We start from the raw sequence: 15,559 nt of genomic DNA on the forward strand, positions 1-15,559 counted from the left end.
GAGGAGCGGGGGTCTGGGGGCGGAGCCCCCAGTTCGGGAAGGGGCGGGATTGGGGGCTCCGCAGCAGCGGCCCTACGCCGCGTGCCCCCCGTCCACCGCCAACTCCGCCCCCGTCACGTACGCCGCCTCGTCCCCGGCGAGGTACGCCACCATCGAGGCCACCTCATCGGGGTGCCCGAACCGCCCGACCGCGGTGTCCGCGGCCTGACCCGCCGCGTACGGCCCGGCCGCCGGGTTCATGTCGGTGTCGATGGGCCCAGGGTGCACCAGGTTCGCGGTGATGCCGCGCTCGCCGAGCTCGCGGGCGAGCGCCTTCGTGAGGCCGATCAGCGCGGCCTTGCTGGTCGCGTAGAGCGTGCCGCCGGGGCCGGGCACGTGCTTCACCATGCAGGTGCCGATGGAGATGATGCGCCCGCCCCGGCCCATGCGCGCGACCGCCGCCTGGGAGGCGAGGAACGCGGCGCGCACGTTCACGTCGAGCACCCGGTCGATGTCGGCGAGGGCCAGCGTCTCCAGGGGGCCGAGCACACCGGTGCCCGCGTTGTTGACCAGGATGTCCAGGCGGCCCAGGTCATCGGCGGCCCGCTCCACGGCGCCCGCGGCGTCCCCGGCGTCCGCGGCGTCGGCCCGGATCGCGAACCCGCGCCGCCCGGCCGCCTCGATCTTGGCGACGACCTCACGGGCCGCCTCCTCGCCGTGCACATAGGTGATCGCCACGTCGGCGCCCTGCTGGGCGAGGCGGAGGGCGGTCGCGGCGCCGATGCCGCGGCTGCCGCCGGTGACCAGGGCCGTCTTTCCGGAGAGTGAAGACATGTCGGTTCCTTGGAATCGTGAGGATATCGGCGCGTTTGTTCGCATCCGTTTGCTTACGGGTTCAATCAAAGCGCCGGGCGTGGACGACGGCTGGCGGGAAACGGACACCGCGTCCACCGGGGCGCGGAGGGCACTCGACGAGCGATGAGTTCCGGGTCGGGCCAGGGTCTTCACAGGGGAGTGCGCAGGGGCGTACGCGGCCGGCTCGGGAGGGCCGGGACCCAGGCAGACAGGAAGAAAGGGCGCTCGCCATGAAGATCACGCTCACCCAGTTCGTCACCCTCGACGGCGTCATGCAGGCCCCGGGCGGCCCGCAGGAGGACCCGAGCGACGGATTCACGCACGGCGGCTGGTCCGTGCCCTACGGGGACGAGGACTTCGGCCGGTTCATGACCGAGGTGTTCGAGCGGGTGGACGCCTTCCTGCTCGGGCGGCGGACGTACGACATCTTCGCCGCGTACTGGCCGCGGATGACCGACCCGGACGACCCGATCGCCTCCCGGCTCAACGCGCTGCCGAAGTACGTCGCCAGCACCACGCTGACCAGCGCCGACTGGCAGGGCACGCAGATCATCGGCCGTACGGACCTGATCAAGGACGTCACCGCGCTCAAGGAGCGGCCGGGCCGCGAGCTCCAGCTGCACGGCAGCGCGGGCCTCGCCCAGTCGCTCCTGGCGCACGACCTGGTCGACACGGTGCACCTGCTGACGTTCCCGGTGGTGCTCGGCACCGGCAGGCGCCTGTTCGCGGAGGGCGGCCTGCCCACCGCGTTCCGGCACACCGGTTCCCGTACGACGTCCAAGGGCGTCGCCATCAACTCGTACGAGCGCGAAGGGCGGCCGGAGTACGGGAGTTACTGAGGAGTGCGGGGGATACGGAAACGTCCGGGAGTTGCCTGAAAAGCGGGGGCATAATGCCCGGCCGCTCCCGGTTAACTCCAGGAAAATTCCTCGGACTTCCCCGTACTTGTCATTGACACCTCAACCTCTACGCGCGTCACACTGGGGTCATGCGAATCCCCCCACGGATCACACGAATAGCAAGCGTCTCCGCTCTCGCCGGCGCCCTGCTCGTCGGCGGCACTGCCACCGGCGTCGCGACCGCCGCCCCCCACACGGCGCCCGTCGCGGCGTCGAGCACCGCCGGGTTCTCCGTCACCGCCGTCGGTGACATCTGCTACTCGGACCTGCCCACGCAGGCGCACGACACGCTCCGGCTGATCGAGCGGGGCGGGCCGTTCCCGTACCCGCAGGACGGCACGGTCTTCCAGAACAGGGAGGGCGTCCTGCCGAAGCAGAACACCGGCTACTACCACGAGTACACCGTCAAGACGCCGGGCTCGTCGAATCGCGGCGCGCGGCGCATCGTCACCGGTGAGGAGAACCGGGAGGACTACTACACCGGCGATCACTACCGGACGTTCGACCTGGTCGACTACGGCTGCTGACCGGACTTGGCGCGGCCCTCCGCCACGGCGAACAGCGCGAACGCGAGCACGATGAGCGCGATGCTCAGATACAGCTCGTAGCCGTCGGCGAAGCCCAGGTGCTGCACGACGCCCCAGCCGCGCAGCCAGCCGGTGAGGTCGTGCACCAGGCCCGCCACCCCCTGGATCAGCAGGATCAGACCGACACCTTCGAGTAGCTGTTTCATGGCACAAGATCCTCGCCCCGCGGACCCTCCACGCACATCGGCCGCGGGGCGAGGCCGCGCCCGCCGCAGGGCGGCCACCGGGGGCGCCCGGGTCCGCCGAAAGTCGCCGGCGCCGCGACTTTCGTAGCCGATCTTGGGCGCGGGGCGGGCGACCGGCTCCGCGATGCGTAGATTTATCGATTATGGATGGCAAGGAACCGGCACCAGGGGCGACGACCGACGCGGCACCCGGTGCGTCGGGAGCGCCGGGAGCGGCGACCGCGGCGGGCGACCGCGTGCTGCGCGGCAAGTGGTTCCTGCCGTCGGCCGTCGCCACCGAGCTCGACCCCGACCGGCAGCAGCGAGGGCGCCGACGCGCTCGCCGCACCGTGCGCGACTGGCTCGTCGACTTCTCCTGCTTCCTGGCAGCCGTGGCCATCGGGATGATCAACGCGGACGAGGTGAGCCGCGACACCACCATCTCCGAGTCCCTCGCCACCGTCGACCAGCTCGTCGGCGCGCTCGCCTGCGCCGCCGTCTGGACGCGCAGGCGCTGGCCCGTCGGCTTCGCCGTGGCGATGATCCTCGCCGGCACGGTGTCGAACACCGCGGGCGGCGCGGGCCTCGTCGCCTTCTTCACCGTTGCGGTGCACCGGCCCTTCAAGTACCCGGCCTGGCTCGGCGCCATCGCCGTCGCGGCGTCGCTCGTCTACTTCTGGCAGCGCCCCGACCCCTCGCTGCCGTATGTCGCCTCGGTCGTCCTGACCGCGGCACTCATGACCACCGCCATCGCCTGGGGCATGTTCGTCCGCGCCCGGCGCCAGCTCCTCATCGCCCTGCGCGACCGGGCGCGGCGCGCCGAGAACGAGGCCGCGCTGCGCGCCGAACAGGCCCAGCGGCTCGCCCGCGAGGCCATCGCCCGCGAGATGCACGACGTCCTCGCGCACCGCCTCACCCTGCTCAGCGTGCACGCGGGCGCCCTGGAGTTCCGGCCCGACGCGCCCCGCGAAGAGATCGCCCGCGCCGCCGGCGTCATCCGGGAGAGCGCCCACGAGGCCCTCCAGGACCTGCGCCAGGTCATCGGCGTGCTCCGCGGCACCGACGCGTACGCCGAAGGGCGGCCCCAGCCCACCCTCTCCGCCCTCGACACCCTGATCGCCGAGTCGCGCGAAGCCGACATGAAGGTGGTCCTCGACCTGCGCGTCCCGGACGCCGAGGCCGTGCCCGCCGCCATCGGCCGCACCGCGTACCGCATCGCCCAGGAGGCGCTGACCAACGCCCGCAAGCACGCCCCGGGCGCCGAGGTCACCGTCTCCGTCTCCGGCGCCCCCGGCGAGGGCCTGAGCCTGTCCGTCCGCAATCCGGCACCTCCCGGCGACGTGCCGGAGGTGCCCGGCTCGGGGCAGGGGCTCATCGGGCTCACCGAACGCGCCTCGCTCGCGGGCGGGCGGCTCACGCACGGGGCCGGTCGCGACGGCGGGTTCCGCGTGGACGCGTGGCTGCCCTGGGGCTGACGTCTTTGCGTACGCACCCACGGGCACCCCTCCCTCTTTGCGTTCGCACCCCCTCTGTACGATCAGCCGCCACCCACAACGAGCTGCGGAGAGGCGGAGATTGTGACGGGGGACAGCGGGGCGGACGGCTCCGGACGCCCACAGGAGGGCAAACGACGTCCACAGGACGGTGAACAACGTCCACAGGACGGCGAACGGCACCCGGAAGAGGGCAAACGGTTCATACGGGGGCGGCAGTTCGTCCGGGCGCGGCGCGGAGTGCTCGCCGTCGGCACCGTCGTGGCGCTGCTCGCGGCGGGGCTCGGCACCTGGGCCACGGACACCTGGCCGTTCGACAGCCGTGACCGCTACTGCTGGGGAGCCTGGGAGCAGGACAGCGGACCCGGCATCCTCGGCGACGAGGCCTTCGACGGCGACGGCGGCCGCAGCCGTACGTCCCGGGGCACCGCGCCGACCGCTGCGAAGCCGCGCGGGACCTGCGTCCTCGCGGTCCGCTCCACGCACACGTTCAGCGACGGCGACAAGGGCGTCCAGGACACCAACGTCACGGTGACGTACGGACCGGCGCCCAAGGGCGCGGCCGAGCGCGTCGAGTGGATCGGCCGGTTCCTCGGCGACCGCGCGATGCCGCTGCCCGAGGGGCTGCCCGGCGCCGTCGACGGCAGGCACGGCCTGCTCGTCCTGCCCAAGCGCTGCGACAGCCGCGACGGGCGGCCCACCGCCGTCACCCTGGAGGCCGTCGACCGGGCGCCGGACGACGTCATCGGCGGCACGGACCTCGGTGGCGCCGACGCCGTCGTCGAACTCCTCCTGGCCGCCGCCGAGAAGGGCATGAAAGCCACGGGCTGCGCCCCGGACGAGCCGGTGCGCGTCACCTCGCCCGTGCTCAGACTGCCGGAGCGGCAGGACACCACGCTCTTCGGCCCCGCGTGCCGCATCCCGGGCCTCGACGTCGAGGCCGGCGTCGACAAGGACACGGCGCTGCGCATGCAGGCCCAGGTCGGCGCCGTCACCGGGGACCTGCAGTCCTGCTCGGTGACGATCGGCCGGTCCGTGCGCGTGGGCGAGCGCGAGGACACACGCGTCTTTGACGCCCTGATGGTCCGCGCACCACGGCTCGGCGCGCTCCTCGACGGCGTGACGGGCCGCGCGGCCCCCGCGCGCGGCTGGCGCGGCACCGGCGTCTTCACCGATGACTACCAGGTCGTACGGGCCGGCTGCGCCGGGCGGCCGACGACGTTCCTGCTGCTCGGCTCGCCGACGCGCGAGACGACGGGCTACTTCACCGCGTTCACGAACGCGGTGACGCAACGACTGGGGTGCGCGCCGGTCGCGCCCGCGGCGGGCGAGGGGGAGAGCTGATGGGCGACGGGACGCAGCCGCGTACGGGGGCTCAGCCGCGTACGGAGGTTTCGGAGAGCAGGGGGAGCGCGGCGAGCGGGGCGAGTGCGGTGAGCAGGGCGAGTGCGGTGAGCAGGGCGAGTGCGGCGGGCAGGGAGTCGGCCATCGCGCCCATACCCACCGCGCCCGAACCGCGCGCACCCTGGTGGCACTGGCGCCGACTGACCCGCGGCCGCTGGCGGCCCGCCGTCGCCGCCGCGGTCGCCGGGGCGCTGCTCGGCGGGACGGCCGTCGCCTGGCAGGCCGACGCCGGGCCCTTCGCGACGGAGTCCGCGTGCTGGGGCGCCCTCGACGAGGACGACGTGGCGGACCTGTTCCACGGCAAGCGGGACATCGAGGCGTCCGAGACCCCCATCACCGACGACCGGATCGGCTCGGCGGGCCCGTCCGGCCAGTGCCAGTTGACGTCCCCGCGCGGCCACCGCGTCACGGCCCGCCTGCACCAGCTCGACGTCCGCTTCGGCGGCGCGGGCGACCGGTGGGCCGACGAGTACCTGTCCGCGCGGATGACGCCCCTCGGCGGCGGCGTGCTCGGCATGGCGTCGGACACGCGCGCGTGGCTCGCGGTGCCCGAAGGGTGCGTGGGGCGCCAGCGCGAGGACGACGGGCCGCTCGTCGTCGACGTCGAGGCGGGCTGGACGACGTACGACGACCAGGTCGACACGGACGAGCGGGCCCGGCTCGCGCGCGCCGCGGTCACCCTCGTCAACGCCTACATGAGCGACCAGGGTTGCGACCGCGCCCTGGCCGACCCGACGGACAGGATCGGCGCTCCGGGGCAGTTCCTGACCGAGCGGCGGGACGCGATCTGCGGCATCGAGGGGCTGCGCCTGGCCGGGGGCCGCAAGGACGAGGGCTACCGCCGTCCGGTGGTCACCAGCGGCCGGGCCCCGGTGCGGACCTGCGACCGCGACGTGATCTTCGGCCACCCGCGGCTGCGCCTGATGACCGTCGAGGAGCCGCGGCTCGCCGCGCTCTACAAGGACCTGTCGTACTACGGCGGGAACCGGCAGCTCAAGGCCGTCGGGGACACGAAGCGGCAGATACGGGGGCGGGGCTTCCTCCGTGACGACATGGCGCTGTACCAGGCGTCCTGCCAGACCGGTGACGTGACCTTCCTGATCCGGGCGGAGAACGGGCGGCGTGCCGCGGACATCCGTGCGCTGATGCCGGTGTACGTGGCGGCGGAGGCGAAGCGCGTCGGCTGCGGGTCCCTGCGGCTCCGGCTGCCCGCCTGACCGGGTTCCGACCGGCGCCGGAGCGGGTTCGGAGCGGGGCCGGAGCGTGGTCAAGGGCCCCGCTCCGGCTCGTTACGGTAGGCCCATGAAACCGATCAGGCTCCTGCTCGTCGACGACGACCCGCTGGTCCGCGCCGGGCTCTCCTTCATGCTCGGCGGCGCGGACGACATCGAGATCGTGGGGGAGGCCGGGGACGGCAGCGAGGTGGCCGCCCTCGTCGGCGAGGTCAGGCCCGACGTCGTCCTGATGGACATCCGCATGCCGACCCTCGACGGCCTCGCTGCCACCGAGGCCCTGCGCAAGCGCCCCGACGCCCCCGAGGTCATCGTCCTCACCACCTTCCACGCCGACGAGCAGGTGCTGCGGGCGCTGCGCGCCGGGGCCGCCGGGTTCGTCCTCAAGGACACCGCGCCCGCCGAGATCGTCGCGGCGGTACGGTCCGTGGCGGCCGGTGAGCCCGTCCTGTCGCCCACCGTGACCCAGCAGCTGATCTCCCAGGTCACCGGTGGCGGCCCCCAACTCGACCGCCGCCGGCGGGCCGTGGGGCGCCTCGGGCAGCTGGGCGAGCGCGAGCGCGAGGTCGCCGTCGCCGTGGGGCGCGGCTCCTCCAACGCCGACATCGCCGCGGAGCTCTACCTGAGCGTGGCCACGGTGAAGGCCCATGTGTCGCGCATCCTGACGAAGCTGGACCTCAACAACCGCGTGCAGATCGCGCTGCTGGTCCATGACGCGGGTCTCCTCGACGAGGCCTGAGCGGGTCTTTCTCCCACCCGCCCACCCTTCACTACCCGCCCGGCACCTGAGTGGCCCGCCCCGGCACCTATGGGCGAGGGTCGGGCATTCCAGCCCGTCCGGCGTTTGAGGACGAGGCGCGAAGCGCCGATGTGGGGGAAAGGGGCGAAGCCCCATTCGAGCGCGGGGACTGGGGCGGCGGCCACGGGAAGGGCGGGTGGGTGGGGGGAACTTCGTGCGAGCAACCCCGCGTTGACGGGGAAAGCAGCCGATGAGGGGAGACCCCCGTGGCAGACGGTGACGCCGAGGTCGTAGACCTCGGCACGTACGACGACTTCACCCGCAACCCCCACCGCGCCTACGCGGAATTACGCACGCGCGGCCCCATCCACCGCGTCCGCTTCCCACCCCCCGACCACGAGGACGACCACTACCTGGTGGTGGGCTACGAGGAGGCCAGGGCCGCCCTCGCCGACCCCCGCCTGGCCAAGTCCACCGCGGGACTCGACACCGCGCTGCCGGACGAGGAGCTGATCGGGCCGCACCTGCTGTCGGTCGACCCGCCGCACCACACGCGCCTGCGCGGCCTGATCGCCCGTGAGTTCACCGCCCGCCGCGTGCAGTCCCTCGGCCCGCGGATCCAGCAGGTCACCGACGGCCTCCTCGACGACATGCTCGCCGGGGGAAGCCCCGCCGACCTGGTGGCGGCGCTCGCCTTCCCGCTGCCCATGACGGTCATCTGCGAACTCCTCGGCGTCCCGGACCTGGACCGCGACGAGTTCCGCCGCCTGTCGAACGAGGCCACCTCGCCGAGCACGGACGTGTGGGAGGACACGGTCTTCCACGAACTCGCCGCGTACTTGGACGTCCTGATCGAGGCCAAGCGCAAGGCCCCGGGCGACGACCTGCTCAGCGCCCTGATCCGCACCCGCGCGGAGGGCGGCGACCGCCTCTCCCACGAAGAGCTGCGCGGCATGGCGTACCTGCTGCTCATCGCGGGCCACGAGACGACGGTCCACCTCATCACCAACACCGTCCACGCCCTGCTCACCCGCCCCGGCCGCCTCGCCGAGCTGCGCGCCGACCCGAGCCTCCTGGACGGCACGATCGAGGAGGGCCTGCGCCACGAGGGCCCGGTGGAGAACTCGACGTACCGCTTCACCACCGAGCCCACCGAGATAGCGGGCCTTCTCGTCCCGGCCGGTTCGGTGGTCGTCGTGGGCCTCGCCGCGGCCGACCGCGACCCGGGGAAGTACGGCTCTCCGGACGACTTCGACCCGCACCGAGCCCCCCAGGGCCATGTGGCCTTCGGGCACGGCATCCACTTCTGCCTCGGCGCCCCGCTGGCCCGACTGGAGGGCCGGATCGCCCTGCGCTCGCTCCTGGAGCGCTGCCCGGACCTCGCCCTGGACGGCGACGCGGCGGACTGGCGCCCGGGCCTGCTGATGCGGGGCCTGCGGCGGCTCGACGTCCGCTGGTAGCGGCGGAGCGGCCCGCGGTGGGCAAGGGGAGTTACCGGGTGGTAGAAGTCCTCCATGACTGACGCCATGGAATCCGCGCCGCCGCTCGACCTGACGCTCGCTCAGAAGGTCCTCGCCGCCCAGCCGTTCAGCCTGTTCGTCGGAGCCGAGGTGACCGCCTTCGGCGACGGAGGGGCCACCCTGGAGATCCCGATCCGGGACGAGCTCCGCCAGCAGAACGGCTTCGTGCACGGCGGCGTCCTGTCGTACGCGGCGGACAACAGCATCACGTTCGCCGCGGGCACCGCGCTCGGCCCCGCGGTCCTGACGTCCGGGTTCTCCATCCAGTACGTGCGCCCCGCCACCGGCACGCGGCTGATCGCCCGCGCCACGGTCGCCCACGCGACGCGGCGGCAGGCGGTGGTCCGCTGCGACCTGTTCGCCGTGGACGGCGACGGGGGCGAGGAGCTGTGCGCGGTGGCCCAGGGCACGGTGCGCGGCGCGGGCTGACACCGCTCCCCGCCCCAGGGGGCTCCCCGCCTCCGACGGGGGCTCAGGCCCCGGCGATCTCCGTCATCCGCACCGGCCTCCGCTCCGCGCGCGACAGCTCGCACGCCTCCGCGATCCGCAGCGCGTGCAGCGCCTCCCGGCCGTCGCAGGGGTTCGCGAGCTCGCCGCGCGCGACGTCGACGAACGCGGCGAGCTCCGCCTCGTACGCCGGGGCGAAGCGCTCGAGGAAGCCGGGCCACGGCTTGTCGGGCGCGGGCGGTCCCTCCGGCTCCGCCGAGGTGAGCGGGGTGCGGTCGGTCACGCCGACGCCGATCTGGCCGTCCTCGCCAGCCAGCTCCATGCGGACGTCGTACCCGGCGCCGTTGCAGCGCGTCGCCGTGGCCGTGGCGAGGGTCCCGTCGTCGAGCGTCAGGAGCACGGCGGCGGTGTCGACGTCGCCCGCCTCGCGGAACATCGCGGGCCCGGCGTCGGACCCCGTCGCGTACACCTCGGTGACCTCGCGGCCCGTGACCCAGCGCAGGACGTCGAAGTCGTGCACCAGGCAGTCCCGGTACAGGCCGCCGGAGAGCGGCAGGTACGCGGCCGGGGGCGGCGCCGGGTCCGAGGTCATCGCCCGGACCGTGTGCAGGCGTCCGAGGCTCCCGGACCGCACGGCGGCGCGGGCCGCCGCGTACCCGGCGTCGAAGCGGCGCTGGAAGCCGAGCTGCAGGACCGTTCCGGCGGACTCGACCTCGGCGAGCGCGGCGAGCGTGCCCGGCAGGTCGAGGGCGATGGGCTTCTCGCAGAACACCGGCAGGCCCGCCCGCGCGCCCTGGCCGATCAGCTCGGCGTGCGCGGACGTCGCCGCGGTGATCACGAGCGCGTCCACCCCGCCGGCCGAACCGCCGGCCGAACCACCGGCCGCACCGGCCCCGGCCGACGAGCCCGCCCCGGCGAACAGCGCGTCCACCGAGGGCGCCGCCGTCGCCCCCACCCGCGCCGCGAGATCCGCCGCCCGCGCGGCGTCCACGTCCGCGACCACGAGTGCCTCCACCTCCGGATGGCGGACCAGGGCCGCCGCGTGGAAGGTGCCGATACGTCCCGTTCCGATCAGTCCGATGCGCATGGGCCCCACCCTCGCGACGGACCCGCGCTCCTGTCAATGCTTTGTCCTGACAACAGAACTTCCGAACTTCCCGTCATCATCTCCCCGGACTACGCTCGCCCCGTGACGGAACAAGGAGCAGCCAAAGTCGCGAAACCGGCCGTGGACCCCACCGTGGCCCTGCACCTCGGCGTCGACCGCAGCAGCCCGGTCCCGCTCTACTTCCAGCTGGCGCAGCAGCTGGAGGCGGCGATCGAGCGCGGCGCCCTGACCCCCGGCAGCCTCCTCGGCAACGAGATCGAGCTCGCCGCGCGGCTCGGCCTGTCCCGGCCCACGGTCCGCCAGGCCATCCAGTCGCTCGTCGACAAGGGCCTGCTCGTGCGGCGCCGCGGCGTCGGCACCCAGGTCGTGCACAGCCAGGTCAAGCGCCCCCTGGAGCTCAGCAGCCTCTACGACGACCTGGAGGCGGCGGGGCAGCGGCCCGAGACCCGCGTCCTGCGCAACGTCGTCGAGCCCGCGTCCGCCGAGACCGCGGCGGCGCTCGGCGTGGCCGAGGGCAGCGACGTACACCTGGTGGAGCGGCTCAGGCTCGCGCACGGCGAGCCGATGGCGCACCTGCGCAACCACATCCCGGCGGGCCTGCTCGACCTCGACACCGCGCGCCTGGAGGCCACCGGCCTGTACCGGCTCATGCGGGCCGTGGGCATCACGCTGCACAGCGCGCGGCAGTCCGTCGGCGCCCGTGCCGCGAGCGCCGCCGAGGCCGATCTGCTCGGCGAGCCGGAGGGCGCGCCGCTGCTCACGATGCAGCGCACGACCTTCGACGACACCGGCCGGGCGGTCGAGTTCGGCTCGCACGTCTACCGGGCCTCGCGGTACTCCTTCGAGTTCCAGCTGCTCGTACGCCCCTGACGGGCTCGCGCCCCGACCGGCTCACGCCCCTGACCGGGGCGAAGTCAGAATGTTCTGACAAAGTCATTGACGCTGGGCCGCGCCCCCCGCTAGAACTCCCACCAGCCGCACAGGAGCGGCCGGGACCAGCCGGGAGAAGGGTGATGCACCATGCGTACAGCCCTGCGTACAGCCCGCACGGCGGCAGCCGTCGTCGCGCTCGCGGCGGCATGCAGCAGCTCCGGCGGCAAGGACGACGAGGACGACAACGGCGGGGGCGCCGACGGGAAGGCCGCGGGCACACCGCGCCTGAAGATCGCGATGGTGACGCACTCCGGCGAGGGCGACACGTTCTGGGACATCGTGCAGAGCGGCGCCGAGCAGGCGGCGAAGAAGGACAACGTCGAGTTCCTCTACTCCAACGACAAGGAGGGCAAGGGCCAGGCGGAGCTCGTCCAGACCGCGATCGACAAGAAGGTCGACGGGATCGTCGTCACGCTCGCCAAGCCCGAGGCGATGAAGGCCGTGCTCGCGAAGGCGGGGCAGGCGGGCATCCCGGTGGTCTCGATCAACTCGGGCGGCGAGTTCTCGCGGCGGTTCGGCGCGCTCAGCCACATCGGCCAGGACGAGGCGGTGGCGGGCGAGGCCGTCGGCGACGAGCTCGACCGGCGGGGCAGGAAGAAGGCGCTGTGCGTCATCCACGAGCAGGGCAACGTGTCCCTGGAGCAGCGCTGCGCGGGCGTGCGGAAGACCTTCGGCGGCACCGTGGAGAACCTCAACGTCGACGGCACCAACGCGCCCGGCACCCAGTCCTCCATCAGCGCGAAGCTCCAGGCCACCAAGGACATCGACGCGGTCGTCACGCTGGGCGCGCCGATCGCCGCGTACTCCGTGAAGGCCAAACAGGACGCGGGCAGCAAGGCCGAGATCGACACCTTCGACCTGAACGCCGAGGTGGTCAAGCGGCTGAAGAACGACGAGGTCGGCTTCGCCGTGGACCAGCAGCCCTACCTCCAGGGCTATCTCGCGGTCGACGAACTGTGGCTGTACCGGACCAACGCGAACGTCCTCGGCGGCGGCAAACCGGTCCTGACCGGGCCCGCCGTGGTCACGAAGAAGGACGTACCGAAGCTGGAGAAGTTCACCGCCCGCGGTACCCGATGACCACCGGGCACCGCGGCGTGACCGATACTTGGGCGGCCGGGTCCGCAGACCGGACCCGGCCGCACCGGAGAGCACAGCAAACACTGCAAACTCTGCAAGTACTGCAAACACTGCACAGCAAGAAGGGCACGGCGACGTGGCAAGGGTTCGGACTGGAGTACGTGCGGTGGGTGCCGTGCTGGTGGCGGTGCTCGGAGCGTCCCTCGTGGGATGCAGCAGCACCGGCGGCAAGCGCGCCGAGGACGCGCGCAAGGCGGCGCAGGCGGGGGGCAGGGCCGCGGTGGACACGCCCCGCTGGACCTTCGCGATGGTCACCCACTCGGGCGACGGCGACACGTTCTGGGACATCGTCCAGAACGGCGCCAAGCAGGCCGCCGTCAAGGACAACATCAACTTCCTGTACTCGCACCACGACGAGGCGCAGCAGCAGGCGCAGCTCGTGGACGCGGCCGTCGACAAGAAGGTCGACGGGATCATCGTGACCCTCGCCAAGCCGGACGCGATGAAGGCCGCCGTGGCCCGCGCCCGCAAGGCCGGCATCCCCGTGATCACCGTGAACTCGGGCTCCGAGGAGTCCAAGGCCTTCGGCGCGCTCACCCACATCGGCCAGGACGAGACGATCGCGGGCGAGGCCGTCGGCGACGAGCTGAACAAGCGGGGCAGGAAGAAGGCCCTGTGCGTCCTGCACGAGCAGGGCAACGTGGGCCACGAGCAGCGCTGCGCGGGCGCCAAGAAGACCTTCAAGGGCGACATGAAGAACCTGTACGTCGAGGGCACCAACATGCCCGACGTGCAGTCCTCCATCGAGGCCAAGCTGCAGGCCGACAAGGACATCGACGCCGTCGTCACGCTCGGCGCGCCGTTCGCCGACACGGCCGTCAAGGCCAAGGAGGGCGCGAACAGCAAGGCCGAGATCGACACGTTCGACCTGAACGAGAAGGTCGCCGGCGGCCTGAAGTCCGGGACGCTCGGCTTCGCCGTGGACCAGCAGCCCTACCTCCAGGGCTACGAGGCCGTGGACCTGCTGTGGCTCTACCGGTACAACGCCGATGTGCTCGGCGGCGGCAAGCCGGTCCTCACCGGACCGCAGATCATCACCAAGGACCAGGCCGCCGAGCTCGAGGAATACGCGAAGCGGGGGACCCGATGACCGCGACAGCACCAGCCGCACCGAAGAAGCCGGTGACCGACGAGCGGCTCCTCAAGACCTCGCCCGTCAAGAAGCTCCTCGGCCGCCCCGAGCTCGGCTCGGTCGTCGGCGCCGTGGCGGTCTTCCTGTTCTTCGCGATCATCGCGGACAGCTTCCTGCGGACCACCAGCCTCGCCACGGTCCTGTACGCGGCCTCGACGATCGGCATCATGGCGGTGCCGGTGGCGCTCCTGATGATCGGCGGCGAGTTCGACCTGTCGGCGGGCGTCATGGTCACGACGTCCGCGCTGATCTCGTCGATGTTCAGCTACCAGATGACCGCGAACGTCTGGGTGGGCGTCGGCGTGTCCCTGCTCGCCACCCTCGCCATCGGCGTCTTCAACGGCGTCATGCTGATCCGCACGGACCCGCCGAGCTTCATCATCACGCTCGGTACGTTCCTGATGCTGACCGGCATGAACCTCGGCTTCACCAAGCTGATCAGCGGCACGGTCTCGACGAAGTCGATCTCCGACATGGAGGGCTTCCCGTCCGCCAAGGACGTCTTCGCCTCGACGATCACCATCGGCGGCGTCGACTTCAAGATCACGATCGTCTGGTGGCTCGCCATGGTCGCGGTCGCCACCTGGATCCTCCTGCGCACCCGCGCGGGCAACTGGATCTTCGCGGTCGGCGGCGGCGAGCAGGCGGCCCGCGCGGTCGGCGTGCCCGTCGGCAGGACCAAGATCGGCCTCTACATGGGCGTCGCCTTCGGCGCCTGGGTCTCGGGCCAGCACCTGCTGTTCAACTACGACGTCGTGCAGTCCGGCGAGGGCGTCGGCAACGAGCTGATCTACATCATCGCGGCCGTCATCGGCGGCTGCCTGATCACCGGCGGCTACGGCTCGGCGGTCGGCGCCGCGGTCGGCGCGCTGATCTTCGGCATGACCAGCAAGGGCATCGTGTACGCCGAGTGGAACCCGGACTGGTTCAAGTTCTTCCTCGGAGCGATGCTGCTCCTCGCGACCCTGCTGAACGCCTGGGTCCGCAAGCGCGCGGAGGCGACGAAATGACGACGGAAGCCGCACCGAAGGACGCCACGGCCGCCGAGGACCGCGCGCCGCTCGTCGAGCTCGACGACGTCAGCAAGTACTACGGCAACATCCGCGCCCTCGAAGGCGTCTCCCTGGAGGTGCACGCGGGGGAGATCTCCTGCGTGCTCGGCGACAACGGCGCCGGCAAGTCGACCCTCATCAAGATCATCGCGGGCCTGCACCAGCACGACGCCGGAACCTTCCGGATCGAGGGCGAGGACACCAGGCTCTCCAGCCCCCGCGAGGCCCTGGACCGCGGCATCGCGACCGTCTACCAGGACCTGGCCGTCGTCCCCCTGATGCCGGTCTGGCGCAACTTCTTCCTCGGCTCCGAGCCGACGAAGGGCACGGGCCCCTTCAAGCGCCTGGACGTCGAGCTCATGCGGAGGACCACGCACGCGGAGCTGCTCCGCATGGGCATCGACCTGCGCGACGTGGACCAGCCCATCGGCACGCTGTCCGGCGGCGAGCGCCAGTGCGTGGCGATCGCCCGCGCCGTGTACTTCGGCGCGAAGGTTCTCGTCCTGGACGAGCCGACGGCGGCGCTCGGCGTGAAGCAGTCCGGCGTCGTCCTGAAGTACGTGGCCGCGGCCCGCGACGCGGGCCTCGGCGTGGTCTTGATCACCCACAACCCGCACCACGCCTACCTGGTCGGCGACCGCTTCGTCCTCCTCAAGCGCGGAGCGATGACTGGCAGCCATGCCCGCGACGAGATCACCCTCGACGAACTGACCCGCCAAATGGCGGGCGGCTCGGAACTCGACGACCTCCGCCACGAACTGGAGCGGGCCTCACCCCCTGATCTGGGGGCTGGCGCCCCGTAAGGGGCGCGGGGAACTGCGCGAGCAACCACGAAAGAGCCGCAGACGCGTCTGCTCCGTTACCCGGCAGACGCG

At 72.4% G+C, this 15,559-nt stretch carries 16 protein-coding genes; 13 read left to right on the top strand and 3 right to left on the bottom strand.

What is annotated here, in order from left to right:
* Window positions 1-72: 72 nt before the first annotated feature.
* Complete coding sequence (locus ACFWZ5_RS39085) at window positions 73-813, bottom strand: 3-oxoacyl-ACP reductase family protein (RefSeq protein WP_384805820.1); 741 nt, start codon at window positions 811-813, stop codon at window positions 73-75.
* A gap of 251 nt (window positions 814-1,064) precedes the next feature.
* Between ACFWZ5_RS39085 and ACFWZ5_RS39090 the strand changes: the two genes are divergently transcribed.
* Window positions 1,065-1,673, top strand: coding sequence for a dihydrofolate reductase family protein (locus ACFWZ5_RS39090; protein WP_384805822.1), 609 nt, complete (start codon window positions 1,065-1,067; stop codon window positions 1,671-1,673).
* 149 nt (window positions 1,674-1,822) lie between these two features.
* Window positions 1,823-2,260 (top strand): ribonuclease domain-containing protein, encoded by a 438-nt coding sequence (locus ACFWZ5_RS39095; protein WP_384805824.1) that lies wholly within the window; start codon window positions 1,823-1,825, stop codon window positions 2,258-2,260.
* On the opposite strand, the gene ACFWZ5_RS39100 is transcribed toward ACFWZ5_RS39095, so the two are convergent.
* On the bottom strand, window positions 2,248-2,466 hold the full coding sequence (locus ACFWZ5_RS39100) for a hypothetical protein (RefSeq protein ID WP_384805826.1): 219 nt from the start codon (window positions 2,464-2,466) through the stop codon (window positions 2,248-2,250). The two genes, ACFWZ5_RS39095 and ACFWZ5_RS39100, sit on opposite strands and share 13 nt — an antisense overlap.
* Window positions 2,467-2,648: 182 nt before the next feature.
* Between ACFWZ5_RS39100 and ACFWZ5_RS39105 the strand changes: the two genes are divergently transcribed.
* The 6 genes from ACFWZ5_RS39105 (at window position 2,649) to ACFWZ5_RS39130 (ending at window position 9,301) form a co-directional block, all read left to right on the top strand.
* Window positions 2,649-3,959, top strand: a complete 1,311-nt coding sequence (locus tag ACFWZ5_RS39105; RefSeq protein ID WP_384805828.1) for a sensor histidine kinase — start codon at window positions 2,649-2,651, stop codon at window positions 3,957-3,959.
* Between the two features lie 102 nt (window positions 3,960-4,061).
* Window positions 4,062-5,321: a hypothetical protein gene (locus ACFWZ5_RS39110; protein ID WP_384805830.1), complete on the top strand. Its 1,260-nt coding sequence runs from the start codon at window positions 4,062-4,064 to the stop codon at window positions 5,319-5,321.
* A 107-nt stretch (window positions 5,322-5,428) separates the two neighbouring features.
* On the top strand, window positions 5,429-6,598 hold the full coding sequence (locus ACFWZ5_RS39115) for a hypothetical protein (protein ID WP_384892053.1): 1,170 nt from the start codon (window positions 5,429-5,431) through the stop codon (window positions 6,596-6,598).
* A gap of 85 nt (window positions 6,599-6,683) precedes the next feature.
* On the top strand, window positions 6,684-7,352 hold the full coding sequence (locus ACFWZ5_RS39120; protein ID WP_384806957.1) for a response regulator: 669 nt from the start codon (window positions 6,684-6,686) through the stop codon (window positions 7,350-7,352).
* Between the two features lie 266 nt (window positions 7,353-7,618).
* Complete coding sequence (locus tag ACFWZ5_RS39125; RefSeq protein WP_384805051.1) at window positions 7,619-8,812, top strand: cytochrome P450; 1,194 nt, start codon at window positions 7,619-7,621, stop codon at window positions 8,810-8,812.
* 66 nt (window positions 8,813-8,878) lie between these two features.
* Window positions 8,879-9,301, top strand: coding sequence for a PaaI family thioesterase (locus tag ACFWZ5_RS39130; RefSeq protein ID WP_384805055.1), 423 nt, complete (start codon window positions 8,879-8,881; stop codon window positions 9,299-9,301).
* Between the two features lie 43 nt (window positions 9,302-9,344).
* Here ACFWZ5_RS39130 and ACFWZ5_RS39135 read toward each other — a convergent pair whose 3' ends face one another.
* Complete coding sequence (locus ACFWZ5_RS39135) at window positions 9,345-10,406, bottom strand: Gfo/Idh/MocA family oxidoreductase (protein ID WP_384805049.1); 1,062 nt, start codon at window positions 10,404-10,406, stop codon at window positions 9,345-9,347.
* A 141-nt stretch (window positions 10,407-10,547) separates the two neighbouring features.
* On the opposite strand from ACFWZ5_RS39135, the gene ACFWZ5_RS39140 reads away from it, so the two are divergent.
* The 5 genes from ACFWZ5_RS39140 to ACFWZ5_RS39160 all read left to right on the top strand — a co-directional run bounded on the left by ACFWZ5_RS39140 (window position 10,548) and on the right by ACFWZ5_RS39160 (window position 15,487).
* The gene (locus tag ACFWZ5_RS39140) at window positions 10,548-11,297 is read left to right on the top strand and encodes a GntR family transcriptional regulator (protein ID WP_384805053.1); all 750 of its coding nucleotides are present in this window, start codon (window positions 10,548-10,550) and stop codon (window positions 11,295-11,297) included.
* Window positions 11,298-11,447: 150 nt separating this feature from the next.
* Complete coding sequence (locus tag ACFWZ5_RS39145; protein ID WP_384805047.1) at window positions 11,448-12,440, top strand: sugar ABC transporter substrate-binding protein; 993 nt, start codon at window positions 11,448-11,450, stop codon at window positions 12,438-12,440.
* Between the two features lie 166 nt (window positions 12,441-12,606).
* Entirely contained in the window at window positions 12,607-13,590 is a 984-nt protein-coding gene (locus tag ACFWZ5_RS39150) for a sugar ABC transporter substrate-binding protein (RefSeq protein ID WP_384805045.1), read from the top strand.
* Window positions 13,587-14,642 (top strand): ABC transporter permease, encoded by a 1,056-nt coding sequence (locus ACFWZ5_RS39155; RefSeq protein ID WP_384805043.1) that lies wholly within the window; start codon window positions 13,587-13,589, stop codon window positions 14,640-14,642. The genes ACFWZ5_RS39150 and ACFWZ5_RS39155 overlap by 4 nt, the downstream gene beginning before the upstream one ends.
* A complete protein-coding gene (locus ACFWZ5_RS39160) occupies window positions 14,639-15,487 on the top strand; it encodes an ATP-binding cassette domain-containing protein (RefSeq protein ID WP_384805041.1) in 849 nt (282 codons plus the stop codon). The genes ACFWZ5_RS39155 and ACFWZ5_RS39160 overlap by 4 nt, the downstream gene beginning before the upstream one ends.
* Window positions 15,488-15,559: the final 72 nt, after the last annotated feature.

It is taken from the genome of Streptomyces sp. NPDC059003, from assembly GCF_042740445.1.
Taxonomy (GTDB): Bacteria; Actinomycetota; Actinomycetes; order Streptomycetales; family Streptomycetaceae; genus Streptomyces.

Coding starts and splice junctions, on each gene's coding strand:
- ACFWZ5_RS39145 (WP_384805047.1), top strand. CDS start 11,448: ATGCGTACAGCCCTGCGTACAGCCCGCACGGCGGCAGCCGTCGTCGCG.
- ACFWZ5_RS39105 (WP_384805828.1), top strand. CDS start 2,649: ATGGATGGCAAGGAACCGGCACCAGGGGCGACGACCGACGCGGCACCC.
- ACFWZ5_RS39085 (WP_384805820.1), bottom strand. CDS start 813: ATGTCTTCACTCTCCGGAAAGACGGCCCTGGTCACCGGCGGCAGCCGC.
- ACFWZ5_RS39160 (WP_384805041.1), top strand. CDS start 14,639: ATGACGACGGAAGCCGCACCGAAGGACGCCACGGCCGCCGAGGACCGC.
- ACFWZ5_RS39095 (WP_384805824.1), top strand. CDS start 1,823: ATGCGAATCCCCCCACGGATCACACGAATAGCAAGCGTCTCCGCTCTC.
- ACFWZ5_RS39135 (WP_384805049.1), bottom strand. CDS start 10,406: ATGCGCATCGGACTGATCGGAACGGGACGTATCGGCACCTTCCACGCG.
- ACFWZ5_RS39130 (WP_384805055.1), top strand. CDS start 8,879: ATGGAATCCGCGCCGCCGCTCGACCTGACGCTCGCTCAGAAGGTCCTC.
- ACFWZ5_RS39120 (WP_384806957.1), top strand. CDS start 6,684: ATGAAACCGATCAGGCTCCTGCTCGTCGACGACGACCCGCTGGTCCGC.
- ACFWZ5_RS39090 (WP_384805822.1), top strand. CDS start 1,065: ATGAAGATCACGCTCACCCAGTTCGTCACCCTCGACGGCGTCATGCAG.
- ACFWZ5_RS39155 (WP_384805043.1), top strand. CDS start 13,587: ATGACCGCGACAGCACCAGCCGCACCGAAGAAGCCGGTGACCGACGAG.
- ACFWZ5_RS39100 (WP_384805826.1), bottom strand. CDS start 2,466: ATGAAACAGCTACTCGAAGGTGTCGGTCTGATCCTGCTGATCCAGGGG.